21 protein-coding genes, 3 rRNA genes and 1 pseudogene are annotated in these 26,068 nt (G+C 71.3%); 13 read left to right on the top strand and 12 right to left on the bottom strand.

The window, feature by feature from the left end:
- Positions 1–64: 64 nt before the first annotated feature.
- From GA0070620_RS10085 to GA0070620_RS10060, 6 genes are all read right to left on the bottom strand, one after another.
- A complete protein-coding gene (locus tag GA0070620_RS10085) occupies positions 65–1,312 on the bottom strand; it encodes an MFS transporter (protein WP_091589614.1) in 1,248 nt (415 codons plus the stop codon).
- A gap of 5 nt (positions 1,313–1,317) precedes the next feature.
- Positions 1,318–2,439, bottom strand: a complete 1,122-nt coding sequence (locus GA0070620_RS10080; RefSeq protein ID WP_091589613.1) for a DegT/DnrJ/EryC1/StrS family aminotransferase — start codon at positions 2,437–2,439, stop codon at positions 1,318–1,320.
- Positions 2,440–2,441: 2 nt separating this feature from the next.
- The gene (locus tag GA0070620_RS10075) at positions 2,442–3,224 is read right to left on the bottom strand and encodes an acetyltransferase (RefSeq protein WP_091589612.1); all 783 of its coding nucleotides are present in this window, start codon (positions 3,222–3,224) and stop codon (positions 2,442–2,444) included.
- Positions 3,224–4,336, bottom strand: a complete 1,113-nt coding sequence (locus tag GA0070620_RS10070; RefSeq protein WP_091598463.1) for a DegT/DnrJ/EryC1/StrS family aminotransferase — start codon at positions 4,334–4,336, stop codon at positions 3,224–3,226. Before GA0070620_RS10070 ends, GA0070620_RS10075 begins: the two co-directional genes overlap by 1 nt.
- Positions 4,337–4,401: 65 nt before the next feature.
- Positions 4,402–5,367: an NAD-dependent epimerase/dehydratase family protein gene (locus GA0070620_RS10065; protein WP_091589611.1), complete on the bottom strand. Its 966-nt coding sequence runs from the start codon at positions 5,365–5,367 to the stop codon at positions 4,402–4,404.
- Between the two features lie 55 nt (positions 5,368–5,422).
- Positions 5,423–6,496 (bottom strand): Gfo/Idh/MocA family protein, encoded by a 1,074-nt coding sequence (locus GA0070620_RS10060; RefSeq protein ID WP_231922320.1) that lies wholly within the window; start codon positions 6,494–6,496, stop codon positions 5,423–5,425.
- 277 nt (positions 6,497–6,773) lie between these two features.
- On the opposite strand from GA0070620_RS10060, the gene GA0070620_RS10055 reads away from it, so the two are divergent.
- From GA0070620_RS10055 to GA0070620_RS10045, 3 genes and pseudogenes are all read left to right on the top strand, one after another.
- Positions 6,774–7,406, top strand: a complete 633-nt coding sequence (locus GA0070620_RS10055; protein ID WP_091589609.1) for an acyltransferase — start codon at positions 6,774–6,776, stop codon at positions 7,404–7,406.
- Positions 7,407–7,434: 28 nt separating this feature from the next.
- Positions 7,435–7,764, top strand: a pseudogene (locus GA0070620_RS34220) (hypothetical protein); the annotation flags it as partial.
- 516 nt (positions 7,765–8,280) lie between these two features.
- Complete coding sequence (locus tag GA0070620_RS10045) at positions 8,281–9,618, top strand: hemolysin family protein (RefSeq protein WP_231922319.1); 1,338 nt, start codon at positions 8,281–8,283, stop codon at positions 9,616–9,618.
- Between the two features lie 4 nt (positions 9,619–9,622).
- On the opposite strand, the gene GA0070620_RS10040 is transcribed toward GA0070620_RS10045, so the two are convergent.
- The 4 genes from GA0070620_RS10040 to GA0070620_RS10025 all read right to left on the bottom strand — a co-directional run bounded on the left by GA0070620_RS10040 (position 9,623) and on the right by GA0070620_RS10025 (position 11,997).
- Positions 9,623–9,922 carry a PRC-barrel domain-containing protein gene (locus GA0070620_RS10040; protein ID WP_091589607.1) on the bottom strand — a complete coding sequence of 100 codons (300 nt, stop codon included), beginning with the start codon at positions 9,920–9,922 and terminating at the stop codon, positions 9,623–9,625.
- Positions 9,909–10,289: a hypothetical protein gene (locus GA0070620_RS10035; protein WP_091589606.1), complete on the bottom strand. Its 381-nt coding sequence runs from the start codon at positions 10,287–10,289 to the stop codon at positions 9,909–9,911. Before GA0070620_RS10035 ends, GA0070620_RS10040 begins: the two co-directional genes overlap by 14 nt.
- Positions 10,286–11,512 carry an NRAMP family divalent metal transporter gene (locus tag GA0070620_RS10030; protein WP_091589605.1) on the bottom strand — a complete coding sequence of 409 codons (1,227 nt, stop codon included), beginning with the start codon at positions 11,510–11,512 and terminating at the stop codon, positions 10,286–10,288. Before GA0070620_RS10030 ends, GA0070620_RS10035 begins: the two co-directional genes overlap by 4 nt.
- Positions 11,513–11,604: 92 nt before the next feature.
- The gene (locus tag GA0070620_RS10025; RefSeq protein WP_091589604.1) at positions 11,605–11,997 is read right to left on the bottom strand and encodes a PaaI family thioesterase; all 393 of its coding nucleotides are present in this window, start codon (positions 11,995–11,997) and stop codon (positions 11,605–11,607) included.
- A gap of 91 nt (positions 11,998–12,088) precedes the next feature.
- Between GA0070620_RS10025 and tyrS the strand changes: the two genes are divergently transcribed.
- The 4 genes from tyrS (at position 12,089) to rrf (ending at position 19,177) form a co-directional block, all read left to right on the top strand.
- On the top strand, positions 12,089–13,375 hold the full coding sequence (gene tyrS / locus GA0070620_RS10020) for a tyrosine--tRNA ligase (RefSeq protein ID WP_091598460.1): 1,287 nt from the start codon (positions 12,089–12,091) through the stop codon (positions 13,373–13,375).
- 601 nt (positions 13,376–13,976) lie between these two features.
- A 16S ribosomal RNA gene (locus GA0070620_RS10015) occupies positions 13,977–15,491 on the top strand.
- A gap of 377 nt (positions 15,492–15,868) precedes the next feature.
- Positions 15,869–18,979 (top strand): 23S ribosomal RNA (locus GA0070620_RS10010).
- A gap of 81 nt (positions 18,980–19,060) precedes the next feature.
- Positions 19,061–19,177: ribosomal RNA gene (rrf, locus tag GA0070620_RS10005) — 5S ribosomal RNA — on the top strand.
- Together the 16S, 23S and 5S rRNA genes form the textbook arrangement of a ribosomal RNA operon.
- A gap of 91 nt (positions 19,178–19,268) precedes the next feature.
- Here rrf and GA0070620_RS32925 read toward each other — a convergent pair.
- Entirely contained in the window at positions 19,269–20,849 is a 1,581-nt protein-coding gene (locus GA0070620_RS32925; protein WP_172836349.1) for a hypothetical protein, read from the bottom strand.
- On the opposite strand from GA0070620_RS32925, the gene GA0070620_RS10000 reads away from it, so the two are divergent.
- Together GA0070620_RS10000 and GA0070620_RS09995 are read left to right on the top strand one after the other, a co-directional pair.
- Positions 20,751–21,755 (top strand): Replicase polyprotein 1ab, encoded by a 1,005-nt coding sequence (locus tag GA0070620_RS10000; RefSeq protein ID WP_377520540.1) that lies wholly within the window; start codon positions 20,751–20,753, stop codon positions 21,753–21,755. The genes GA0070620_RS32925 and GA0070620_RS10000 overlap by 99 nt on opposite strands.
- The gene (locus tag GA0070620_RS09995) at positions 21,752–22,771 is read left to right on the top strand and encodes an HAD-IIA family hydrolase (RefSeq protein ID WP_091589603.1); all 1,020 of its coding nucleotides are present in this window, start codon (positions 21,752–21,754) and stop codon (positions 22,769–22,771) included. Before GA0070620_RS10000 ends, GA0070620_RS09995 begins: the two co-directional genes overlap by 4 nt.
- Positions 22,772–22,830: 59 nt before the next feature.
- Here GA0070620_RS09995 and GA0070620_RS09990 read toward each other — a convergent pair whose 3' ends face one another.
- Positions 22,831–23,169 (bottom strand): SCP2 sterol-binding domain-containing protein, encoded by a 339-nt coding sequence (locus GA0070620_RS09990; RefSeq protein ID WP_091598457.1) that lies wholly within the window; start codon positions 23,167–23,169, stop codon positions 22,831–22,833.
- Positions 23,170–23,284: 115 nt separating this feature from the next.
- Between GA0070620_RS09990 and GA0070620_RS09985 the strand changes: the two genes are divergently transcribed.
- The 4 genes from GA0070620_RS09985 to GA0070620_RS09970 all read left to right on the top strand — a co-directional run bounded on the left by GA0070620_RS09985 (position 23,285) and on the right by GA0070620_RS09970 (position 26,048).
- The gene (locus GA0070620_RS09985) at positions 23,285–23,899 is read left to right on the top strand and encodes a phasin family protein (RefSeq protein ID WP_091589602.1); all 615 of its coding nucleotides are present in this window, start codon (positions 23,285–23,287) and stop codon (positions 23,897–23,899) included.
- Between the two features lie 16 nt (positions 23,900–23,915).
- Positions 23,916–24,227, top strand: a complete 312-nt coding sequence (locus GA0070620_RS33205; RefSeq protein WP_091589601.1) for a hypothetical protein — start codon at positions 23,916–23,918, stop codon at positions 24,225–24,227.
- Positions 24,228–24,241: 14 nt separating this feature from the next.
- On the top strand, positions 24,242–25,096 hold the full coding sequence (locus GA0070620_RS09975; protein ID WP_091589600.1) for a TlyA family RNA methyltransferase: 855 nt from the start codon (positions 24,242–24,244) through the stop codon (positions 25,094–25,096).
- A 67-nt stretch (positions 25,097–25,163) separates the two neighbouring features.
- The gene (locus tag GA0070620_RS09970) at positions 25,164–26,048 is read left to right on the top strand and encodes an NAD kinase (RefSeq protein WP_091589599.1); all 885 of its coding nucleotides are present in this window, start codon (positions 25,164–25,166) and stop codon (positions 26,046–26,048) included.
- Positions 26,049–26,068 lie beyond the last annotated feature (20 nt).

The following is a 26,068-nucleotide window of genomic DNA, read 5'->3' as shown; positions in this document are numbered from 1 at the left end:
CTGCGGTCGGCGCCGTCATGAGGCTCCGCCGCGCTGTGCTGCCCGATTCGCTCGCTGCGCTCGCTCATGCCGGCACCTCCCGTGTCTCCGCGCCGCGCAGCAACCAGGCGGCGAGCGGCACGATACCGAGCAGCAGCGCGCCGAACAGCAGCAGCGCGGGTCGGGGGCCCGACAGCGTCCAGAGCAGACCGAACAGGACCGACGAGGCGAAGCGGGCCAGCGCCACCACGGTCTGCGCGGCGGCGATGCCGCTGCCCCGGGTCTCGGCCGAGACCAGGCGGCTCACCAGGGCGGGCAGCACGCCGTCGCTGGCGGCGTAGAAGACCCCGAGCAGCAGCAGGACGACCACGGTCAGGGCCAGACCGCCGTGCGGCAGGGCGGCCAGCAGGTAGCACACCGGCAGCACGAGGTGGCCGGCCACGAGGACACGGGCGCGCCCCACCCGGTCGGCGAGGCGGCCCAGCGGCACGGCCAGCGCCAGGTACGCGAGGTTGGTGCCCACGTACAGCAGGGGGAACCAGCGGGCCGCGAAGTCGTCCCGGTCCTGCAGCGCGAGGTAGAGGAAGCCGTCGCCGACCGTCAGCAGGCCCAGCAGCCCGGCCGCCAGCAAGGGTCCGCGCAGCCGGCGACCGGCGACCTCGCGGACGACCCGGCGCAGCCCGACCCGGGCCGTCCCGGCGGCGGTCCGCAGGTTCGGCACGAACAGCACCAGCACCGCCACGCCCACCGTGGCGAACGCGAACGACACCACGAAGATCGAGTCGTAGCCGCCGGGCAGGCTGGCCAGCAGCGCGAACGCCAGCAGCGGGCCGATCGCGGCGCCGAGGGTGTCGAGGGCGCGGTGCACCCCGAACGCCCGGCCGAGCATCGCGGGCGGCGACGCCTCGACGATCAGGGCGTCGCGGGGTGCCGTCCGCAGCCCCTTGCCGAGGCGGTCGGCGGTGATGACGGTGGTGATCGCGGCGTAGCCGGCGGCCGGCAGCAACGCGATGCGGCTCAACGCGGAGATGCCGTAGCCGGCGACCGCGACGAGCTTCGGCCGCCCGCCGCGGTCGCCGGCGTAGCCGCCCGCGATCCGGACCAGCGCGCTGACGCCCTGGTAGATGCCGTCGACGAAGCCGTACGCGATGGGGCTGAGCCCGACCACGGCGGTCAGGTAGAGCGGCAGCACCGACGACACCATCTCCGACGACACGTCGGTGAGCAGGCTGACGACGCCGAGGAGCACCACCGTTCCGGCCACGCGGGGGGCCCGGGTGCCGGTGGGTTCGCTCCGCCCGCCGGCCGGCCGGTCGCGGACCGAGATGTACACCCCGGCTACCCGCCGAGCGCCGAGACGAGGGCGTCGGCCACCCGCTCCTGCTGGTCGACGGTGATCTGCGGGTAGATAGGCAGGGAGAGCAACTGCGCCGCGATCCGCTCCGCCCGGGGGAAGGCGCCCCGCGGGTGCCCGAGGCCGGCGAACGCGGGCGTACGGTGCACCGGCACCGGGTAGTGGATGCCCGCGCCGACACCGGCGGCGTTGAGCCGCGCCAGCACCTCGTCCCGCCGCCGCGGGTCGCCGTCGCCGGGCACCCGGACGCAGTAGATGTGCCAGACGTGCTCGTTGCCGGGCAGGGTCACCGGGCGGACCACGTCCACGGACTCCAGCAGCGCGTCGTAGCGGGCCGCGGCGGCGCGCCGCGCGTCGTTCCACGCGGCCAGTCGGGCCAGCTTGGCGCGGAGCACCACCGCCTGGAGGCCGTCGAGGCGACTGTTGACCCCGATCACGTCGTGCGTGTACTTGGTGAGGCCGCCGTGGCTGCCCAGCGTGCGGACCGCCGTGGCGAGGTCGGCGTCGGCGGTGACCACCGCGCCCGCGTCGCCGTACGCCCCGAGGTTCTTGCCCGGGTAGAAGCTCGTCGCGGCGATGCCGTCGACGCCGGCGCCCCGCCCGTGCCGGGTGGCGCCCTGGCACTGCGCGGCGTCCTCCACGATCGCGACGTCGCGACCGGCCAGACCGGCCCGCAGCCGCTCCACCGGCGCGAGCTGACCGTAGAGGTGCACCGGGACGACCGCGCGGGTGGCGGGCGTGACCGCGGCCAGCGCCGCCTCGACGTCGATCAGGTACGTGTCGGGGTCACAGTCGACCAGCACGGGGCGCGCGCCGGCGCGGGCGACGGCCTCGGCGGTGGCGATGAACGTGTTCGTCGGCAGGATCACCTCGGCCCCGGGGCCCACCCCGACGGCGCGCAGCGCCAGCTCCAGCGCGTCGGTGCCGTTGGCCACCCCGACGCAGTGCGGTACGCCGCTGAACGCCGCGTACTCCCGTTCGAACGCGGCGACCTCGGCGCCACCCACGAAGGCCGTGTCGGCGATGACCCGCTTGAAGCCGGCCTCCACCTCCTCCGCGACCTCCGCGTGCGCGGCGGCGAGATCGACGAGCGGAATTCCCGACATGGTCAGCTCCCCACAACCCTCTGCTCGGCCAGTTCCCCCAACGCCACCGGCGGCGTCGACACCTCGCCCACCCCGACCGGCGCCTCCGACGTGGACCGCGCCCACGACCGCTCCGCGCCCGGCCCGGTCGGGCCGGGGTCGGCGGCGCGCAGCCGGCGGGCCGGGTTGCCCGCCCAGACCTCGCCCTGCGGCACGTCGCGCAGCACCACGGAGCCCATCCCCACCAGCGACCACGCGCCGACGGTGACGCCCTCGCGGACCAGCGCGCCGGCGCCGACGTACGCGCCGAGGCGCAGCACCGCGCCGCCGCCGAGGCGCACCCCGGAGGCGATGGTGGCGTGGTCGTCGACCCGGTCGTCATGGGTGAGGACCGCGTGCGGCATGACCGCGACGTGCGCGCCGACGGTCACGTCCGCGGTCAGCACCACCCCGGCGAGCAGCACCGTGCCGGGGCCGAGGACGCTGCCGGCGCCGACCTGGGCGCTGGGGTGGACGACCGTGGCGTACCGGGGAGCCGGCAGGTCCAACCGTCGCACGACGCGTCGCCGGGCGCGGTAGTCGCGGGGACTGCCGACGCAGACGACGACGGCCGTCTCCGGCAGGTCGGCGAGGTGGTCGGTGCCGCCGAGGATCGGCAGGCCGGCGCGGGTGGTGCCGTGCAGCGCGGCGTCGTCGTCGAGGAACCCGCGCAGCCGCCACGTCGGGCGGACGTGGTTGACGGCGTGGACCGCGGCGGCCGTCTCCCGCGCGAAGCCGCCCGCGCCGACGATGACGAGGTCGCGCATCAGCGGGCCAGCTTGCGCAGCACGCCGACGACGTGGTCCTGGTCGTCCTCGGTCAGCGCGTGGTGCAGCGGCAGGATCAGCGAGTCGCGGGTGAGCCGCTCGGTGACGGGCAGCGGCGCGGGCGTCACGTCCGCGTACGCGGGTTCCAGGTGGGCGGCCATGATGCCCCGCCGGGCGGACACCCCGGCCGCGGCCAGCTCCGCGAGGACCTCGTCGCGGCCGACCCCGTACGCCGGGTCGACGCGTACCCAGAACGACTGGTAGTTGGTCTCACCGTGGGCGGGGTCGCGGACCGGCACCAGACCGTCGACGTCGGCGAGGAGGTCCTGGTAGCGGGCGGCGAGGGCGCGTCGCTGCGCGACCAGCCCGGTCAGCCGGTCGAGCTGGACCAGCCCGATCGCCGCCTGGATGTCGGTCATCCGGTAGTTGAACGCGGTCTCCAGGTACGCCTCCAGCACCGGCTGGGCGCTGGCGTGCCGGTCGGCGGCGGACACGTTCATCCCGTGTTCCCGCAGCCGGCGCAGGCGGGCCGCCCCCTCCGGGTCGTCCAGCGTCACCATCCCGCCCTCACCGGTGGTGAGCAGCTTGCGGGGGTGGAACGACCAGGCCGAGACCGTCGCGCCGGCCCCGACGGGCCGCCCGTACGCGGTCGAGCCGGCCGCGCAGGCGGCGTCCTCGACCAGCACCACGCCCCAGCGGTCGGCGGCGGCGCGCAGCGCGGCCACGTCGAACGGCACGCCACCCTGGTGCACGGCGATGACCGCGCGGGTACGGGGGGTGCGGACCGCGTCGACGGTCGCCACGGTCACGTTGCCGGTGGCGAGGTCGACGTCGGCGAAGACCGGTGTCGCCCCGACGTAGCGCACGGCGTTGGCGGTGGCGATGAAGGAGAACGACGGGACGACCACCTCGTCGCCCGGGCCGACGCCCCACAGCACCAGCGCCAGGTGCAGCGCGGTCGTGCAGGAGCTGACCGCGACGCCGTGGTCGGCGCCGACCAGCGCGGCGAACTCGCGCTCGAAGCGGGCCACCCGGGGTCCCTGGGCGACCCAGCCGGAGCGGACCGCCTCGGCGGCGGCCTGCGCCTCCTCCTCGCCGAGCTGCGGGATCATCACCGGGATGCGGCGCGGGGCCGGTGCGTCCGACGGGTTGCGCGTGTCCGTTCCGCCGGGCGCGCTCACTGCTCGGCCCGCCACCAGTCGACCAGCCCTTGGAGACCCTCGTGCAGGCCGATCCGGGCGCGGAAGCCCAGCTTCCGCTCGGCCGCGCCGGTGTCGGCCAGTCGGCGGGTGACGCCGTTGACCGCGCGGGCCGGGCCGTACTCCGGCGGCAGGTCGGACTTCATGACCTCGCTGAGCGCCTGGGCCAGCTCGCCGAGGCTGGTCTCGACGCCACTGGCGATGTTGAACACCTCGTCGGTGACGTCGGCGCGGGCGGCCAGGATGTTGGCCCGGGCGATGTCGGCGACGTGCACGAAGTCCATCGTCTGGAGCCCGTCGCCGAGGATCAGCGGGGGAGTGCCCGACTCGATGCGCTCCATCCAGCGGATCAGGACCTCGGTGTAGAGGCCGTGGATGTCCATCCGGGGCCCGTACACGTTGAAGTAGCGCAGGGCGACGTAGTCCAGGCCGTACATGCTGTGGAAGCTGCGGGCCATGCCCTCGTTGAACGCCTTCGCCGCGCCGTAGAACGTGTCGTTGTGGTACGGGTGGTGCCGCTCGGTGGTCGGGAACTCGTCGGCCAGCCCGTACACGGACGCCGACGAGGAGAGGACCACCTTGCGGACGCCCGCGGCGGCCGCCGCCTCCAGCACGTTGAAGGTGCCGTCGACCAGCACCTCGTTGGCGAGCCGGGGCTCCTCCGCGCACTGGGTGATCCGGATGGCGGCGAGATGGAAGACCAGGTCCGTGCCCTCGGTCAGCTCGCGCACCAGCGACGCGTCGCGGATGTCGCCCTCCACCAGGCGTACGCCGTCGTGCGGCAACGCGCGGGCCAGGTTCTCCCGCCGGCCGCGGACGAGGTTGTCCAGCACGACGATCTCGGCCGCTCCACCGGCGACCAGCTCGTCCACCACGTGCGAGCCGATGGTGCCCGCCCCGCCGGTGACCAGGGCCCGGGCCCCGGCGATCTCCACTGCGCTCATTCCGACCGCTCCGCTCCGCTTCGTGGCGGCCGTTTGCCGCGCGCCGACGATGTGCTCACGCCTCGACCCACTCGTCGAGGTCGACCAGGCGACCGCCGTCGGCGAGGCTCCGCGACGCCGCCTCCAGGACGGCGATGACCCGCAGGCCGGCCCGTCCGTCGGTCAGCGCGGGCGTGCCGGTGCGGATCGAGCGGGCGTACTCCTCGACCATCGTGCGCAGCGCCTCCCGCTCGGTCAGCGCCGGCGCGACCATGTCGCCGGAGCGGTAGGAGACCAGCATGTCCCGGCGCTGCTCGTCGCCGAGTTCGTCGGCCGACGCCACGTCCACCCCCCGGTCGAAGATGGACAGCCGCTGGCTCGGGTTGAGGTCGTCCCAGACCAGGGTGCGCTTCGACCCGCCGATGATCGTGGTGCGGATCTTCACCGGGGAGAGCCAGTTGACGTGGATGTGCGCGATGGCCCCGGTGTTGAGGTGCAGCGTCAGGTAGGCGACGCAGGCCCGGCCGGCGCCGATCCGGTCCGCGCCGTGCGCGGCCACGGACACCGGCGCGACGCCCGGCGGCAGGATGAAGTCCAGGATGGACAGGTCGTGCGGCGCCAGGTCCCACATCACGTCGATGTCGCGCTGCACCAGACCGAGGTTGATGCGTACGGAGTCCAGGAACTGCAGCTCACCCAGGTCGCCGCTGTGCAGCAGCTCCCGGATGCGCAGCACCGCCGGCGTGTAGCAGTAGGTGTGGTCGCACATCAGCGACAGGCCCCGCCGCTCCGCCTCGGCGACCAGCGCCCGTCCCTGCGGGAAGCTGGCCGCGAGCGGCTTCTCCACGAGCACGTGCTTGCCCGCCCGCAGCGCCGCCGTGGCGACCTCCAGGTGGGTGCCGGCCGGGGTGGCCACGGCCACCGCCCGCACCGTCTCGTCGGCCAGCACGCTGGCGAGGTCGTCGGTGGCCCGGACCGTCGAGTAGTCGCCGAGCACCCGGCGGGCCCGCCCCACGTCGAGGTCGCAGAGGGCGCGCAGTCGGAACTCGGGGGAGGCCTGGAAGTTGCGGACGAGGTTCGGGCCCCAGTAGCCGGCCCCGACGACGGCCACACCGATCGGCTCGTCGGCGGCAACGTGCGGTGCGTTCACGGACATCCGTTTCGCTCGAGGGGACAGGACGCGTACGCGGAGGGGGGAACGAGTGGACGCGTCCGTCCGGCAAGCTATCCAGAGCGTCGTCGGCAACGCCAGAGCGCAGACGGAAATCCGCCGGTGCCGCCGGGGTCAATGGGTCCCTTCGGTTCGTCCAGGCTCCTCGGACGGCCGGTTCCCGGTACTGCGTCGGCTAGGTGACATCGGCTGTGTCGCCGAGCGCCTATCGTTGCGACCCGCTCCCCGCCCCCGCGCAGCCCGGAAGGAACCGCAGATGACCGATCCCGACCACCCGGAACCCCGCGACGCGGTACGGATCGCCGCGACCGCCGACGTGGACGACCGGGCCGTCGTCGGCGCCGGCACCCGGATCTGGCACCTCGCCCAGGTGCGCGAGGACGCCACGGTGGGTCGTGACTGCGTGATCGGCCGGGGCGCGTACGTGGGGCCCGGCGTCCAGGTCGGCGACAACGTCAAGCTGCAGAACCACGCGCTGGTGTACGAGCCGGCGCGGCTGGCCGACGGCGTGTTCGTCGGTCCGGCCGCGGTGCTCACCAACGACGAGTACCCACGCGCGGTGACGCCGCAGGGGCGGCTCAAGAACGGCGACGACTGGACGGCGGTCGGCGTGGTGGTCGGTGAGGGCGCCTCGATCGGGGCGCGGGCGGTGTGCGTGGCCCCGGTCACCATCGGCCGCTGGGCGCTGGTCGCGGCGGGCGCCGTGGTCACCCGGGACGTGCCGGACTTCGCACTCGTGGTGGGCGTCCCCGCCCGGCGGATCGGCTGGGTGGGCCGGGCGGGCGAGCCGCTGGTCGCCAAGGGTGACGGCCGGCACGTCTGCCCGCGCACCGGCGCCGAGTACCGCGAGGACGGGGGACGGCTGACCGAGGTCACGCCCCCGGGCTGATCCGCTGCGCACCCCGTACGCTCGGGGAGTGAACTGGCTGGAACTTCTCGGCTGGGTCGGCTCCGCGGTGCTGGTCTGGTCCCTGCTGCAGACCCGCATCCTCCGTCTGCGTGCCCTGAACCTGCTCGGGTGTCTGATCCTGATCGGCTACAACGCCGCGGTGCAGGTCTGGCCGATGGTGGGGCTGAACGTGGTCCTCGCCGTGATCAACGTCTGGTACCTGCGCCGGATGCTCACCACCCGGCACGACGAGACCGCCTACCAGGTGGTCGAGGTCGGCGTCCACGACCAGTTCCTGGCGCACACCCTGCGGGTGCACGCCGCCGACATCGCCCGCTTCAACCCGGGCTTCCGCTGGCCCGTCGACGAGCGCCCGGCGGTCCAGCGCGTGGCCGACGAGCGGCCCGCCGGCGGTTCGCCGGACAGCGGTGCTGAGGGCGACCGGTCGGCCTTCCTCGTGGTCCGCGACGACGAGGTGGTCGGGGTGGTGCTCGCCCACGCAAAGGCGCACGGCGTCGCCCAGGTCGACCTGGACTACGTGACCCGACGGTTCCGCGACTTCACCCCCGGCGAGTTCGTCTACCGGCGCAGCCGCCTCTTCACCGACCGGGGCTTCCGCCGCGTGGTCAGCCCGCCCGGCATGGTCGCCCCCTACTACCACCGGCTCGGCTTCCGCCAGGAGGGCGACGCGTACGTGCTCGACCTGCCGCAGCCCCGGGTTCCCACGGCGGCCTGATCCGCGGCGCACCCCGGACGGGCGACACGAGGATTCACCGGGCCGCCGGCTGGGCACAGATGCGCGTACGCCGGCCGGGGCCTCCGTCCGGCGGCACCGGCGCCGTCCGGTGCGGTCGCGTGAGGGAGAGAGCCGGGCGTGCAGAGCTACTGGGGCCAACTGGCACTGGTCGGAGTCCTGGTCATCCTCAACGCGGCGTTCGCCGGCAGCGAGATGGCGCTGGTCTCGCTGCGGGACAGCCAGGTGCAGCGACTGGAGCGCACCAGCCGCGCCGGTCGGGTGCTGGCCCGCCTCGCGCAGGACCCCAACCGGTTCCTCGCCACCATTCAGATCGGTATCACCCTCGCCGGCTTCCTCGCCTCCGCCGCCGCGGCGGTGTCGCTGGCCAAGCCGCTGGTGCCGCTGCTCGGGGCGCTCGGCGGCGCCGCCGAACCGGTCGCCATCGTGGCGGTCACCCTGGTGCTGACGTTCGTCACCCTGGTCTTCGGTGAGCTGGCCCCGAAGCGCATCGCGATGCAGGCGCCCGAGCGGTGGGCGCTGCTGGTGGCCCGCCCGCTGGACGTGCTGGCCGGCCTCACCCGCCCCGCGGTCTGGGCGCTCGGCGCCACCAGCGACCTGGTCGTGCGCCTGGTCGGCCTCGACCCGAGCCCGCAGCGCGACGAGATCAGCCCGGACGAGCTGCGCGACATCGTCGCCGGCAACCACGGCTTCACCAAGGAGCAGCAGACGATCATCGCGGGTGCCGTGGAGATCGCCGACCGGCGGCTGCGGGCCGTGCTGGTGCCCCGGTTACAGGTCTTCTGCCTGGACAGCGGCACGACCGCCGAGGCAGCCCGGCTGGTGCTGGCCGCCACCGGGCACTCCCGGGCCCCGGTCGTCCGGCACGGCGGGCTGGACGACGCCGTCGGCGTCATCCACCTGCGGGACCTGGTCGGCGTGCCGGACGACCGCCCGGTGGACGACTGCGCCCGCCCGCCGATGCTGCTGCCCGACTCGCTGCCGGTGGTCGACGCGCTGCGCCAGTTCAAGGCCGAGCGGCAGCACATCGCGCTGGTGGTCGACGAGCGCGGTGCGGTCGACGGCATCGTCACCCTGGAGGACATCCTCGAGGAGATCGTCGGGGAGATCTACGACGAGACCGACCGGGACGTCCGCGCGGTGCGGACCGACCCGGACGGCGCGCTGCGGCTGCCCGGCACCTTCCCGGTGCACGACCTGCCGGACGTCGGCGTCGAGCTGCCCGGCCGCCCCGCCGGCGACTACACCACCGTCGCCGGCCTCGTCCTCGCCTGCCTGGGCCACATTCCCACGGTGGCGGGCGAGGACGTGACCATCGACGGCTGGCGGTTGGAGGTCGCCCGGATCGACCACCGGGCCATCACCGAGGTCCGCCTGCACCGCGTCCCGACACCGGCCGCCGCCGAGGACGAGCCGGCTCCCGACGGGAGCGAACCCGCGCCGGCCGCCCCGCGCTGACCCCTCACGACCGGGGGAAGCCCGGCACCGGGGGATCCAGGCGGACCTGGTCGACCGGGACCGGCCGGGTGCTGCGGGCCAGCCGCCGCGCCACCAGTCGGATCGCCCACGGCCCCGACGGGTGGTGTTCCGGCCCGATCAGCCGGTCGCTGACCCGCCCGTACCAGTGCCCGTCCACCACGAGGTCGGTGAGGCGCAGCCGGCCGTCCGGGAGACCCCCGCGCACCACGAGGTCCACCACCCGGCCGAGCCGCCGGCCCCGCAGGTCGTACGCGGTGCGCCCCAGCAGCTCACCCGCCCGCACGGCCGGCCCCCGGTATCCGCTCGATCAGGTTGCGGCGCAACCACTCCTCCACCGGCGACGGGGGCAGCTCGTCGGCGCGGGCCCGTAACCGCACGGCGCTGTCCACCCGCTCGACCAGCTCGAACGGGATCCGCACCGCGGTCAGCGGCCGGTCGGTGACGAACCGTTCGGCCGCCAGGACCAGCAGGCGTCCGAGGCGGCCCCCGACCCGGTCACCGAGCGCGCCCGGCCCGACCAGCAACGTCCGCACGTACGGCACCCCGTCGTCGTCCGCGCCGAACTCGACGTCGTCGACCTTGCCGACCAGCCGTCCCTCCACGTCCACGAGCTGCCGGTCCAGCAGCTGCCGGCTCACCTGGATCCTCACTGGCCCATCCTCGTGGTGATCGCCAGGGGGATCGCGGCGAGCGACGCCGCGACGATCAGCAGCAGGAACACGGCTCCCAGCAGGTTGAGCAGCCGCCCGTTGACCCGGTCGCCCAGGTACGTCCGGTCGTTCGCGACGATCAGGATGGGCAGGTACGTCAGCGGTAGCGTGACCGCGCTGACGATCAGCATGTACTCGGTGAGCGTCACCGGGTCCACCGCGGTGAGCAGCACCAGCACCCCCAGCAGGATGCTCACCAGCAGCACCGTGTGGAACCGGGCTGCCTCGCGGGGGCGGACCCGCTTGCCCCACTGCCACCCGAAGTACTGCGCGGCGGCGTAAGCGGCGGAGAGCCCCGTCTCCAGCGCGGCCCCGAAGGTCACCGCGAAGAACGCCAGCGCCGCGACCGCCAGACCGACCGCCCCGAACGCCAACGCCGCCGGCTCCGCGACCTGGTCGAGCCGGTCCAGCGTCACCCCGGTCGGGTGGAAGACGACCGCCGCGGTGGCGACCAGCGACAACGCGAGGAAGCCGCCGACCGGGAAGCCGACCAGCACGCTGAGTCGGGCGTCGGCCAGGTCGGCGGCGTTCCACCGCTCCTCGACCCCGCCGGAGGAGAAGAAGACCACCTCGTACGGGCTGACGGTCGACGCGAACAACGCCACCGCGACGAACCAGTAGGCACCCCAGCCGAACCCGCCCGCCGTCGGGTGCACCGCGCTCGCGGCCAGGCCGGCCCAGTCGGTGGGCAGGGCGAACAGGGCGACCGCGAACACCACCAGGGCCAGCCCGGTCAGCCCCCACACCCGCTCCATCACCGGGAACCGCATCCGCCAGAGAACCAGCCACACCGCGAACCCGGCGACCGGCACCCAGACGAGGTACGGCAGGCCGGAGGCGAGCCGCAGCGCGAGCGCCACACCGCCGAGCTCGGCCGCCAGGGTGAGCACGGTGACCAGATACGACGCGAGCAGGTTGACCAGCGCCACGCGCGCCCCGAGCCGCTCCCGGACCAGGTCGAACACCGCCCGCCCGCTCACCGCCGCGATCCGTCCGGCCATCTCCGCGTACGCGCAGATGCCCACCACGCCGGCGAGCAGCACCCAGGCGTGGCCCATGCCGAAGCGGGCGCCGGCCTGGCTCGCCGCCACCAGGTCGCCGATGTCCACGAAACCGCCGATCGCGGAGAGGACGCCGAGGGTCGCGGCGAGGAGCTTCCTCACGTCGGGTCGGCGGCGAGCGGTGTCATCGAGGCGACGATAACCGGGCGGAAGGGCCCAGTTGCCACAAACCGGTCAGCCTCCCGGCGGGGGGCCTACCCGCCCGAGGAGAGGTTCTGCAACCGCACCTGACCACGGGCGACCAGGCGCTCCTCGGCGTCGGTGATCACCACCTGCCAGAGCTGCTGGCTGCGGCCGCGGTGCACCGGCGTGCCGACCGCCGTCAGCTCGCCGTCCCGCACGGCCCGCAGGAAGTCGGTCTGGTTGGCGACGCCGACCACCGTGCCCCGGTCACCCAGCCAGAGCGAGGCCCCGACACTGGCCGCCGTCTCCACCACCGAGCAGTAGACGCCACCGTGCTGGATGCCGAACGGTTGGTGCAGCTCCGGACGCACCGCCCACCGGATGACCACCCGGTCGGCGGTCGCCTCGTCGATCCTCAGCCCGAGCAGGGCCACGAGGCCCCCGGTCAGATCCGGCTCTTCCACGCGTACGCCTCCTCGATCAGGTTCGGGCCAGGCTAGCCCTTCGCCAAACCCGGTACGGCCCGGCGCCCTCGATGGGGGACAATCGGTGACCGTGAGCGACAGCAGCCTCCCGCCGCCCGGGCGGGACTCCCTGACCGATGACCTGCTCTGGCGGGGCCTGATCCAGGACTCGACCGACACCGACGAGCTGCGCCGGCTGCTCGACGGCGGCGGGGCGGCCTTCTATGTGGGCTTCGACCCGACCGCGCCCAGCCTGCACGTCGGGCACCTCGTGCAGGTGCTGACCGCGCGTCGTCTCCAGCTCGCCGGTCACCGGCCGCTGCTGCTGGTCGGCGGGGCCACCGGCCAGATCGGCGACCCGAAGGAGAGCGCCGAGCGCACGCTCAACCCGCCCGAGGTGGTCGCCGGCTGGGTCGAGCGCATCCGCGAGCAGCTTTCGCCCTTCGTCTCGTACACCGGGGAGAGCGCCGCGCAACTGGTCAACAACCTGGACTGGACCGGCGAGATGTCGGTGGTCGAGTTCCTCCGCGACGTCGGCAAGCACTTCCCGGTGAACAAGATGCTGGCCCGCGAGGTGGTGAAGGCGCGGCTGGAGACGGGCATCAGCTTCACCGAGTTCAGCTACCAGCTGCTCCAGGCGAACGACTTCTTCGAGCTGCACCGTCGGCACGGCTGCCAGCTGCAGTTCGGCGGATCCGACCAGTGGGGCAACATCACCGCGGGCGTCGACTACATCCGCCGGCGCGGCGCCGGCCCGGTGCAGGCGTTCACCACGCCGCTCGTCACCCGCTCCGACGGCACGAAGTTCGGCAAGACCGAGGGCGGCTCGGTCTGGCTCGACCCCACGATGACCAGCCCCTACGCGTTCTACCAGTTCTGGGTCAACGTGGACGACCGCGATGTCGACCGCTACCTGCGCTTCTTCAGCTTCCGCTCCCGGGAGGAGCTGGAGGAGCTGGCGAAGGCGACCGCCGAGCGGCCGCAGGCCCGGCTCGCGCAGCGGGCCCTCGCGGAGGAGTTGACCACGCTGGTGCACGGCGAGCGCGAGATGGCCCAGGCGGTCGCCGCCAGCCAGGCGCTCTTCGGTCGGGGTTCGCTGGAGGACCTCACCCTGGCCACTCTGCGGGCCGCGCTCACCGAGGCGGGTCTGGTGCAGCTCGACGAGCTGCCCGACGTGGCCGGGCTGCTGCGGGACTCGGGCCTGGTGCCGAGCCTGAAGGAGGCGCGCCGAGTGATCGCCGAGGGCGGCGCGTACGTCAACAACAACCGGGTGACCGAGGTCGACGCGACGGTCACCGAGAGCGACCTCCTGCACGACCGTTACCTGGTGCTGCGCCGCGGCAAGCGCTCGTTCGCCGGGGTTGAGCTGCGGCGATAGTCGTACGTCGACGATGTGACGCGGGACGCGCCCAGCGGATTTGACGATCAATCCGCTGGGCGCGTAACTTTCTCTCTGCCAGCGCGGAACGGACGAAAGAGGCGAAAGCCCCGAGGCCGGAGCGCAGGGCCGGGCGGTGCCCCGGATTCGCCGCGAGGTGGATTTGGTGAGGCGAAACCGACCGGGTAAGGTAGACGACCGGCAGGGAACCGGGCGAGCGTGCGGGAGACCGCAACGGCCGGCCTGTCGAAATCCGTGACGAGGGCGGCGAAAGCCGGTCGAATCATGGTGCCCGACAAAAGGGTGGAAGCGTGTCGGACCGCGACAGAGCGGTTTGACAAGGCGGAAACCGGCGGGTAACGTAGTAAAAGTGCCCGGCGCGAGAGCGGCGGACATGGTGGGACGAGATGCCCCGGACGGGGGTCCTCCTGGTGGAGGGTTTCCGGATGGTGTGTGGTTGTTCTTTGAGAACTCAACAGGGTGCTTGATAAGCCAGTGCCAATTTGTTTGATACCCCGGACTGGTCGGGCCTGATGGTTTCGGCTGGTTGGGATTCCTTTGGCAACACTTTTTGTTGTCGGGATTGCTGTTCGACAAGTTTTTGTTGGAGAGTTTGATCCTGGCTCAGGACGAACGCTGGCGGCGTGCTTAACACATGCAAGTCGAGCGGAAAGGCCCTTCGGGGTACTCGAGCGGCGAACGGGTGAGTAACACGTGAGCAACCTGCCCTAGGCTTTGGGATAACCCTCGGAAACGGGGGCTAATACCGGATAGGACCTTCGGACGCATGTCTGGGGGTGGAAAGTTTTTCGGCCTGGGATGGGCTCGCGGCCTATCAGCTTGTTGGTGGGGTGATGGCCTACCAAGGCGACGACGGGTAGCCGGCCTGAGAGGGCGACCGGCCACACTGGGACTGAGACACGGCCCAGACTCCTACGGGAGGCAGCAGTGGGGAATATTGCACAATGGGCGGAAGCCTGATGCAGCGACGCCGCGTGAGGGATGACGGCCTTCGGGTTGTAAACCTCTTTCAGCAGGGACGAAGCGCAAGTGACGGTACCTGCAGAAGAAGCGCCGGCCAACTACGTGCCAGCAGCCGCGGTAAGACGTAGGGCGCGAGCGTTGTCCGGATTTATTGGGCGTAAAGAGCTCGTAGGCGGCTTGTCGCGTCGACCGTGAAAACTTGGGGCTCAACCCCAAGCCTGCGGTCGATACGGGCAGGCTAGAGTTCGGTAGGGGAGACTGGAATTCCTGGTGTAGCGGTGAAATGCGCAGATATCAGGAGGAACACCGGTGGCGAAGGCGGGTCTCTGGGCCGATACTGACGCTGAGGAGCGAAAGCGTGGGGAGCGAACAGGATTAGATACCCTGGTAGTCCACGCTGTAAACGTTGGGCGCTAGGTGTGGGGGGCCTCTCCGGTTCCCTGTGCCGCAGCTAACGCATTAAGCGCCCCGCCTGGGGAGTACGGCCGCAAGGCTAAAACTCAAAGGAATTGACGGGGGCCCGCACAAGCGGCGGAGCATGCGGATTAATTCGATGCAACGCGAAGAACCTTACCTGGGTTTGACATGGCCGCAAAACCTGCAGAGATGTGGGGTCCTTCGGGGGCGGTCACAGGTGGTGCATGGCTGTCGTCAGCTCGTGTCGTGAGATGTTGGGTTAAGTCCCGCAACGAGCGCAACCCTCGTTCGATGTTGCCAGCGCGTTATGGCGGGGACTCATCGAAGACTGCCGGGGTCAACTCGGAGGAAGGTGGGGATGACGTCAAGTCATCATGCCCCTTATGTCCAGGGCTTCACGCATGCTACAATGGCCGGTACAATGGGCTGCGATACCGTGAGGTGGAGCGAATCCCAAAAAGCCGGTCTCAGTTCGGATCGGGGTCTGCAACTCGACCCCGTGAAGTCGGAGTCGCTAGTAATCGCAGATCAGCAACGCTGCGGTGAATACGTTCCCGGGCCTTGTACACACCGCCCGTCACGTCACGAAAGTCGGCAACACCCGAAGCCGGTGGCCCAACCCTTGTGGAGGGAGCCGTCGAAGGTGGGGCTGGCGATTGGGACGAAGTCGTAACAAGGTAGCCGTACCGGAAGGTGCGGCTGGATCACCTCCTTTCTAAGGAGCACCATCCGTCGAAGGACGGTATGGAGCCCGCGACCTGCGAATGTCGGGTCGGGGTGCTCATTGGCGGAGACACTGGCGAGTCTTTCCCTGGCAACGGCTGGGTTTCTTCTAGTACGGCCACCGTGTGTGGTGTGGAACGAGGTCCTGGTGCGGCTGGGGGGGGATGTAGGGCACCCTGTTGGGTCCTGAAGGAACAACCGTTGGTTGTCTTTCAGAGCCGAAGCTCGAGGCCTGTGGGTCTTGGGGTTGGTTGCCAGGCATGGCCTGGTCTTGCATACCGCCGGCGGTTGTCGGGTCGTGGTGTGGGGCTTGTGGGTTGTGGGTTGGTCGTTTGTTGAGAATTGCACAGTGGACGCGAGCATCTTTGTGGTCAAGTTGTCAAGGGCGAACGGTGGATGCCTTGGCACCAGGAGCCGATGAAGGACGTGGGAGGCCGCGATAGGCCTGGGGGAGCTGTCAACCGAGCTGTGATCCCAGGGTGTCCGAATGGGGGAACCCGGCTGGAGTCATGTCCAGTCACCCACACCTGAACACATAGGGTGTGTGGAGGGAACGCGGGGAAGTGAAACATCTCAGTACCCGTAGGAAGAGAAAACAAATAGTGATTCCGTGAGTAGTGGCGAGCGAAAGCGGATTGAGGCTAAACCGGCTGCGTGTGATACCTGTCAGGGGTTGCGTGGTCGGGGTTGTGGGACCCCGCTGAACATGCTGACACGTGTTCGAGGAGTTACAAAGCCAGTGGCTAGTTGAACAGTCTGGAAAGGCTGACCGTAGACGGTGATAGTCCGGTAGGTGAAAGCTGCTGGTCTTCTGTGGGTGTTCCCGAGTAGCGGCGGACTCCTGAAATCTGCCGTGAATCTGCCAGGACCACCTGGTAAGCCTAAATACTTCCTGGTGACCGATAGCGGACGAGTACCGTGAGGGAATGGTGAAAAGTACCCCGGGAGGGGAGTGAAATAGTACCTGAAACCGTTCGCCTACAATCCGTCGGAGCCTTGCGGGGTGACGGCGTGCCTTTTGAAGAATGAGCCTGCGAGTTAGTGGCATGTGGCGAGGTTAACCCGTGTGGGGGAGCCGTAGCGAAAGCGAGTCTGAATAGGGCGATTCAGTCGCGTGTCCTAGACCCGAAGCGGAGTGATCTAGCCATGGGCAGGCTGAAGCGCGGGTAAGACCGCGTGGAGGGCCGAACCCACCAACGTTGAAAAGTTGGGGGATGACCTGTGGTTAGGGGTGAAAGGCCAATCAAACTCCGTGATAGCTGGTTCTCCCCGAAATGCATTTAGGTGCAGCGTCGCGTGTTTCTTGCCGGAGGTAGAGCACTGGATGGTCTAGGGGGCCCACAAGCTTACCGAAATCAGCCAAACTCCGAATGCCGGTAAGTGAGAGCGCGGCAGTGAGACTGCGGGGGATAAGCTTCGTAGTCGAGAGGGAAACAGCCCAGATCACCAGCTAAGGCCCCTAAGCGTGTGCTAAGTGGAAAAGGATGTGGGGTCGCATAGACAACCAGGAGGTTGGCTTAGAAGCAGCCACCCTTTAAAGAGTGCGTAATAGCTCACTGGTCAAGTGGTTCCGCGCCGACAATGTAGCGGGGCTCAAGCACACCGCCGAAGCTGTGGCATTCACATTTCAACCTCGCTTGGACTTGATTCCTTGTGCAGGTGTGTGGATGGGTAGGGGAGCGTCGTGCCGGGGGTGAAGCAGCGGGGTGACCTAGTTGTGGACGCGGCACGAGTGAGAATGCAGGCATGAGTAGCGAAAGAAGGGTGAGAAACCCTTCCGCCGGATGACCAAGGGTTCCAGGGCCAGGCTAATCCGCCCTGGGTGAGTCGGGACCTAAGGCGAGGCCGAGAGGCGTAGTCGATGGACAACGGGTTGATATTCCCGTACCCGCGAAAGAGCGACCCTGATGAACCTCGTTGTGCTAACCACCCGAGTTGCCTGATGTCTTCGGACGGATGGTGGTGAGCGTGGGAACCTGGCGGGTAGTAGTCAAGCGATGGGGTGACGCAGGAAGGTAGCTGAGCCCGGCCGGTGGTTGTGCCGGGGTAAGCGTGTAGGCCGTGCCGTAGGCAAATCCGCGGCGCATATAGGCTGAGACGTGATGCCGAGCCGATTCAGGTGAAGTCAGTGATCCTATGCTGCCGAGAAAAGCCTCTAGCGAGTTCTTAGCGGCCCGTACCCCAAACCGACACAGGTGGTCAGGTAGAGAATACCGAGGCGATCGGGCGAACTGTGGTTAAGGAACTCGGCAAATTGCCCCCGTAACTTAGGGAGAAGGGGGGCCGGAGACGTGAAGCCCCGCGCGGGTGGAGCGTTGTATGGCCGCAGAGAGCAGGGGGAAGCGACTGTTTACTAAAAACACAGGTCCATGCGAAGAAGTAATTCGATGTATATGGACTGACGCCTGCCCGGTGCTGGAACGTTAAGGGGACCTGTTAGCTCTTTCGGGGGCGAAGCGGAGAACTTAAGCGCCAGTAAACGGCGGTGGTAACTATAACCATCCTAAGGTAGCGAAATTCCTTGTCGGGTAAGTTCCGACCTGCACGAATGGCGTAACGACTTCCCCACTGTCTCAACCACAGGCCCGGCGAAATTGCAGTACGAGTAAAGATGCTCGTTACGCGCGGCAGGACGGAAAGACCCCGGGACCTTTACTATAGCTTGACATTGGTACTCGAATTAGCTTGTGTAGGATAGGTGGGAGCCGGTGAACCATCAACGCCAGTTGGTGGGGAGGCAATCTTGAAATACCACTCTGGTTGATTTGGGTATCTAACTTCGGACCGTTATCCGGTTCAGGGACAGTGTCTGGTGGGTAGTTTAACTGGGGCGGTTGCCTCCTAAAGGGTAACGGAGGCGCCCAAAGGTTCCCTCAGCCTGGTTGGCAATCAGGTGTTGAGTGCAAGTACACAAGGGAGCTTGACTGTGAGACTGACAGGTCGAGCAGGGACGAAAGTCGGGACTAGTGATCCGGCACTTGCGTGTGGAAGCGGTGTCGCTCAACGGATAAAAGGTACCCCGGGGATAACAGGCTGATCTTCCCCAAGAGTCCATATCGACGGGATGGTTTGGCACCTCGATGTCGGCTCGTCGCATCCTGGGGCTGTAGCAGGTCCCAAGGGTTGGGCTGTTCGCCCATTAAAGCGGTACGCGAGCTGGGTTTAGAACGTCGTGAGACAGTTCGGTCCCTATCCGCCGTGCGCGTAGGATACTTGAGAAGGGCTGTCCCTAGTACGAGAGGACCGGGACGGACGAACCTCTGGTGTGCCAGTTGTCCCGCCAGGGGCACGGCTGGTTAGCTACGTTCGGAAGGGATAACCGCTGAAAGCATCTAAGCGGGAAGCTCGCTTCAAGATGAGGTATCCCACCACATTTTTGTGGGTAAGGCCCCCAGCTAGACGACTGGGTTGATAGGCCGGAGATGTAAGCCCGGTAACGGGTTCAGTCGACCGGTACTAATAGGCCGAGGACTTGACTACTAAGCTGCTACGCGTCCACTGTGCAACTCCCGACAAGCGAACAACAGACCCGGTGGGTGTTGTTTGATATGTCGATAGTGTTACGGCGGTCATGGCGGAGGGGAAACGCCCGGTTACATTCCGAACCCGGAAGCTAAGCCCTCCAGCGCCGATGGTACTGCACTCGGGAGGGTGTGGGAGAGTAGGACACCGCCGGACAATCTTCCAGTCGAGGGCCGCCCCATCCGGGTCGGCCCTCGACTGCGTAGCGCCTGAGGTGGCGCACTGAGGAAGGATGTACCCCGTGAGTTCAGGACCGCAGGGCGGCGACCGCCCCCGTCGTTACGAGGACCGCAACGACCGGTCTGGTGACCGCGACCGCACGCCCCGGCGTGACGACCGCGACCGGCCGCCGTACCGCGGCGACCGGGACAACCGCGGCGGTCCCCGCGGCTACGGCGACCGCGAGGGCGGCGCCCGGGGTGGCGACCGCCGTGAGGGCTTCCGGGGCGGTGACCGCGAGGGTGGTTTCCGCGGCGGTGACCGTCGCGAGGGTGGCTTCCGTGGCGGCGACCGGCCCGGCGGCTTCCGCGGTGGCGACCGCGACGGTGGCACCCGTGGTGGTGACCGCCGTGAGGGTGGCTTCCGTGGCGGCGACCGGGATCAGGGCTTCCGTGGTGGTGACCGCCGTGAGGGTGGCTTCCGTGGCGGCGACCGGGACCAGGGCTTCCGCGGCGGTGACCGCCGTGAGGGTGGCTTCCGTGGCGGCGACCGGGATCAGGGCTTCCGTGGCGGTGACCGTCGCGAGGGTGGCTTCCGTGGCGGTGACCGCGAGCGCGGATATCGGGGTGGCGACCGCGAGGGCGGTTTCCGCGCCGGCGACCGCCCCGGCGGCTTCCGGTCGGCCGACCGCGACGGTGGCTTCCGCGGCGGTGACCGCCGCGAGGGTGGTTTCCGTGGTGGTGAGCGCCGTGAGGGTGGCTTCCGCGAGGGCGGTTCCCGTGGCGGCGATCGTCCCGGCGGCTTCCGGTCGGCCGACCGTGAGGGTGGTTTCCGTGGTGGTGACCGCCAGCGGGACGGCGAGCGCCCCGGCGGTTTCCGTGGTGGTGAGCGCCGTGAGGGTGGCTTCCGTGGCGGCGACCGCGAGGGTGGCTTCCGTGGTGGCGACCGTGAGGGTGGCTTCCGTGGTGGCGACCGTCGTGAGGGTGGCTTCCGTGGTGGTGACCGCCAGCGGGACGGCGAGCGCCCCGGCGGTTTCCGCGGTGGTGACCGTCGTGAGGGTGGCTTCCGCGGTGGTGACCGGGATCAGGGCTTCCGTGGTGGGGACCGCCGTGAGGGTGGTTTCCGTGGTGGTGACCGCCAGCGGGACGGCGAGCGCCCCGGCGGTTTCCGTGGCGGCGAGCGCCGTGAGGGTGGTTTCCGCGGTGGGGACCGTGAGCGTGGCGGTGAGCGCCGTGAGGGTGGTTTCCGCGGTGGGGACCGTGAGCGTGGCGGGGACCGTCGTGAGGGCGGGTTCCGCGGCGGTGACCGGGACCAGGGCTTCCGCGGGGGTGAGCGTCGCGAGGGTGGTTTCCGCGGTGGGGACCGTGAGCGTGGCGGGGACCGCCGCGAGGGTGGCTTCGGTGGCGGCGAGCGCCGGTTCGACGACCGGCGCCGCGACGGGGGCACCGGCTTCCGCCGTGACGGCGACGAGCGCGCGCCGCGTGCCGACCGCGCCGGCGAGCGTACCGAGGCGCCCGCGCTGCCCGACGAGATCGTCGCGACCGACCTCGACAAGGACGTCCGCGCCGAGCTGCTCTCGCTGGCGAAGCCGGTCGCGGAGACGGTCGCCCGGCACCTGGTCGCGACCGGCCAGCTGATCGACGAGGACCCGGCCGAGGCGCTGGCGCACGCGCTGGCCGCCCGCCGGTTGGCGTCGCGGATCGCCGCGGTGCGGGAGGCGGTCGGTCTGGCCGCGTACCACGCCGGGGAGTGGCAGACCGCGATCGCCGAGCTGCGCACGTACCACCGGATGACGGGCCTGCAGAGCCACCTGGCCGTCCTGGCCGACTGCGAGCGGGCCCTCGGCCGGCCGGAACGGGCGATCGACCTGTTCCGTGGCGCCGACCGGGACGCGCTCGACCCGGCGACCGCCATCGAGCTGCTGATCGTCGCGGCCGGCGCGCGCGGGGACCTGGGCCAGAAGGACGCCGCGGTCGCCATGCTCCAGGTGCGCGAGCTGACCAGCGACGCCACCCAGCCGTGGACCGCGCGGCTGCGTTACGCGTACGCGGACGCCCTGCTGGCGGTCGACCGGCGTGAGGAGGCGCGGGAGTGGTTCGCCCGGGCCGCCGAGGTCGACGCCGACAGCGAGACCGACGCGGCCGAGCGGCTGCTCGAACTCGACGGCGTGGTCATTGAGGGCGACGAGGACGACGAGGAGCCGGTGGAGGAGATCGCCGCCGGTCCCGGTGCCCCGGGGAGCGTCCCGGCCCGGCCGGACAGCGACCTGGACGGCGGTGCGGACGCCGACGAGTCGGAGACCGCCGCCGCGGTCCTCCCGGCGGCGACCGCAGCCCTCGACGCGCACGCCGACGCCGACGCCGACGACGCCGACGACGAGGTCGAGGACGACGCTGACGACGCTGACGACGAGATTGAGGACGACACCGACGGCGACGAGGACGACGACGACCTCAGGACGGTGACCCACGACGACGCGGTCGGCAGCGGCGGGGCGGACGACCCGGACCTCGCGGTCCGGGCCGGCGGCGACGCCCCGGCGGGCCACGACGAGACGGGTCCGGTAGCCCGGTGACCGGAGGCGCCGAGGGCCGGCTGGTCGACGGGTACGCGCAGGTCGTCTTCGACCTGGACGGCGTCATCTACCTGATCGACCGGCCGATCCCCGGCGCGGTCGAGGCGGTCGGTCGGCTGCACGGCGAGGGGCGGGCCGTCGCGTACGCGACGAACAACGCCTCGCGGCGGTCGAGCGACGTGGCCTCCCTGCTCACCGGCATGGGCGTGCCGGCCCGGCCGGACGAGGTGCTGACCTCGGCGGCGGCGGCAGCCGAACTGCTGCGGGACCGGCTGCCGGCCGGCGCCCCGGTGCTCGTGGTCGGCGCCGAGGCGCTGCGCGCCGAGATCGCCGCCGTGGGCCTCAGCCCGGTCGGCCGGGCCGAGGAGTCACCGCGGGCGGTGGTGCAGGGGTACGGCCCGCAGGTCGGCTGGACCGAGCTGGCGGAGGCCACCGTCGCGGTCCGCGGCGGCGCCACCTGGATCGCCACGAACACCGACCGGACGCTGCCCAGTGGGCGGGGCCCGCTGCCCGGCAACGGTTCCCTGGTCGCCGTGCTGCGGACCGCCCTGGACCGGGAGCCGGACGTCGTGGTCGGCAAGCCCGAGCCGGCGCTGTTCGCCACGGCCGCCCGCCGGGTGGACGAGGGGCACACGCTGGTGGTCGGGGACCGGCTGGACACCGACATCGAGGGTGCGCGGCGGGCCGGACTGGACAGCCTGCTGGTGCTCACCGGCGTCAGCGACGTGCCCGAGCTGCTGGCGGCGCCCCCGCAGCGTCGGCCCACGTACGTCGCGCGGGACCTGGCGGGGCTCTTCGACCCGGCGGCCGTGGTGCGGGTCCCGGGCCCGACGGACGCCGGCGGCTGGTCGGTCGACGCACGCGACGGCGCTCTGGTGCTGAGCGGCGCGGGACGCCCGCTGGACGCGTTGGCCGCGCTCTGCGCGGCGGCCTGGTCGGCGCCGACGGTCCCGCCGATCCGCGGCGGTTCACCGGACGCGGCGCGGGCGCTGGCCTCGCTCGGCCTGCCCGCCTGAGCGCTTCCCGACCGAGCGGAGCGAAGAGGAGCCCTCGGGCCGAAGTGAATGGCCCCGAGTCAGAGCAGCTTGCGCAGCTTCATGAGGTCGAGCGGGTTCGCCTTGATCGACACGCGCCGCGAGGCCACCGCGCGGGCGATGTCCAGGTCGCCCCGGACCAGCGCGAGAAGGTCGTCGCTGCTGGCGCTCAGCGCGATCTTGGCCTTCGGGTCGTCGCCGTCGGTCAGGTCGACCAGGCGGCCCCCGGCGAGCCGGCCGTGGAAGGCCGTCTCCAGGTCGGTGATGCGGCAGGCGAGCGTCCGGTCCAGGTCGATGCGGTCCCGCACCGTCGTGGCGTTGCGGTCCATTCGGGCGGCGAGATCCTGCAACGCCTGCCGACACTCGTCCACGGTGGCCACCAATACGCCTCCTTGCCGTGCGCCACGCCGTCCCCGGCACCGTACCGCACAGGGCGGTCCGGGGTGCCCGGTAGCGTGAGACCTGCACACCCCCGCCCCGCGGAAGGACTCAGGCATGCAGGACGCGTGGCGCGCCTACCTCGAGCTGGCCATGGGCCTGACGGAGGCGCCCCGGAAGAAGGCCCAGGACGTGGTGCGCCGGCTCGCCGGGTCGGGCGGCGCGACGGCTGCCCAGCTCCAGGCGCTCGGTGAGGAGTTGGTCTCCACCGGCATGGCGAACCGGGACGCGCTGACGAAGCTCGTCCGGTTCGAGGTCGACCGGGCGCTCGGCGCGGTCGGCCTCGCCACCGCCGAGGAGGTCGCCGACCTCACCCGCCGGGTGCACGAGCTGGAGCGGCAGCTGCGCGAGGCGCGCGCGGCCACCTCGGCGAGCGGGCCCGAGGGCGGCCCGGCGACGCCCGTGCCGTCCGGTCCCGAGCCCACCCCGGCGTCGGCCTCCGGCCCGATGACGTCCGGCGGCGACGTGTCCGCGCCGGTCTCCCAGCCGCCCGCGAAGAAGGCGGTGGCCAAGAAGGCCGTCGCCAAGAAGGCGGTCGCGAAGAAGGCCGAGCCGGGCAAGGCCGTGATCCGCCGCTCACCGGCGGCGCTCACCCCGACCGCCGGCGACGCCGAGCCCGCCCACCCGCCGAGGAAGGCCGCCCGTAAGCAGCAGCCGGGCGGCGCCGAGTGAGCGCGCGGAGCCGGTCGTGACCGGCCCGTACCGGCCGGGTCCGCCGCCCGGCGGCACGCCGCCGCGCCCCGGCCCCCCGCACGTCGGCGCACCCGGGCCCCGGCCCGGCCCGCCTCCCGGCGGTGTCCCGGCCCGTCCCGGTCCGCCGCCGGGCGGCCGCCCGCTGCCGCCGGTGGACGACCTGGACACGCCGAGCCACCCCGCGGTCGACGCGGCGGTCCAGGCGATGATCAACGCGGCGTCGCTCGCCCCGGCCGACCAGATCGCGCAGTACGAGGCGGCGTACGAGACGCTGCGCGAAACCCTCGCCACCATCGACCAGGCCTGAACACCGGAGAACCCATGGCACGTCGCAACCGGCTGGACGCCGAACTGGTCCGCCGCGGTCTCGCCCGCTCCCGCGAGCAGGCCGCCGCGCTGGTGGAGGCCGGGCGGGTCCAGCTGCGCGGCGTACCGGCCCGCAAGGCCGCCGCGATGGTGGACCCGGCCGACGCGCTGCTGGTGACCGGCGAGGACCCCACCTCGGAGTACGTGTCCCGCGGCGGGCACAAGCTGGCCGGCGCGCTGGCCGCGTTCGCCGGGCTGGACGTCGCCGGGCGGCGCTGCCTCGACGCGGGCGCGTCCACCGGCGGTTTCACCGACGTGCTGCTGCGCGCGGGTGCGGCCGAGGTGGTCGCGGTCGATGTCGGCTACGGGCAGCTGGCCTGGCCGCTGCGCACCGACGACCGGGTGCGGGTGCACGAGCGCACCAACGTCCGCTCGCTCACCCCGGAGACGATCGGCGGGCCGGTCGACGTGACGGTGGCCGACCTGTCGTTCATCTCGCTGCGGCTGGTGCTGCCGGCGCTGGCCGGCTGCACCCACGCGGACGGCGACCTGGCGCTGATGGTGAAGCCGCAGTTCGAGGTCGGCAAGGAGCGGGTGGGCGCCGGCGGGGTCGTCCGCGACCCGGAGCTGCGCGCCGAGGCGGTGCTCGATGTGGCCGCCGCCGCGGCGGGGCTCGGTCTGGGTCTCGCCGACGTGGCGGCCAGCCCGCTGCCGGGGCCCAGCGGCAACGTCGAGTTCTTCGTATGGTTACGCCGGGACGCGCCGCCGGCCGACCCGCAGCGGGTGCGGGCGGTGGTCGCGGCGGGTCCGCAGGGGCCCACGACGGCCGGCGAGGTGCCGGACGCGGCGGCGGAGGAGGTCGCAGGGTGAGCGCGTACAGCGGGCGTCGCACGGCGGGCGCGGCCCGTCGGTGCTCCGGGCCCGGAGGTCGAGCCCGGTGAGCCGGACCGCCCTGCTGGTCACCCACACCGGCCGCCGACGCAGCACCGAGCACGCCCGGGCGGTGGCCGCCGACCTGATCGCCGCCGGCTTCGAGGTGCGGGTCGTCGCCGAGGAGGCCGAGGACCTGGACCTGCCCGGCGTCGTGCCGGTCACCGGCCCGCAGGCCGCCGAGGGCGCCGAGATCGTCTTCGCGCTCGGTGGCGACGGCACGTTCCTGCGCGCGGCGGAGCTGGCCCGGCCGGCCAAGGTGCCGCTGCTCGGCATCAACCTCGGCAAGGTGGGGTTCCTCGCCGAGGCCGAGATCGGCGACCTGGACAGCGCGGTACGCGACGTGGTCGGGCGCAACTACACCGTGGACGAGCGGCTGACCCTCGACGTCACCGCCGAGTTCGACGGCGGGCCGACGATCGAGTCCTGGGCGCTCAACGAGATCAGCGTCGAGAAGGGGGAGCGGGCGCAGATGCTCGAACTCCTCGTCGACGTGGACGGCCGTCCCCTGTCCCGCTACGGCTGCGACGGGGTGGTCTGCGCGACCCCCACCGGCTCCACCGCGTACGCGTTCTCCGGCGGCGGCCCCGTGGTCTGGCCGGAGGTGGAGGCGTTGCTGCTGGTGCCGATCAGCGCGCACGCGCTGTTCAGCCGGCCGCTGGTGACCGCGCCGACGTCGACCTTCGCGATCACCGTGGACCCGTTCACCACCCTGGCGGTGCTCTGCTGCGACGGCCGACGGGTGTACGACCTGCCGCCGGGGGCCCGGGTGACCGTGCGCCGGGGCGCGCTGCCGGTGCGGATCGTCCGCCTGCGCGACCGGCCGTTCACCGACCGGCTGGTGGCCAAGTTCGACCTGCCGGTGCAGGGCTGGCGGGGCTCCCGCCGCTGACCGGCGCTCCTCTCTCACCC

It is taken from the genome of Micromonospora krabiensis (assembly GCF_900091425.1).
Classification (GTDB): Bacteria; Actinomycetota; Actinomycetes; order Mycobacteriales; family Micromonosporaceae; genus Micromonospora; species Micromonospora krabiensis.
Note: the sequence above shows the minus strand (reverse complement) of the source record. Positions and strands in the feature narration are given on the sequence as shown.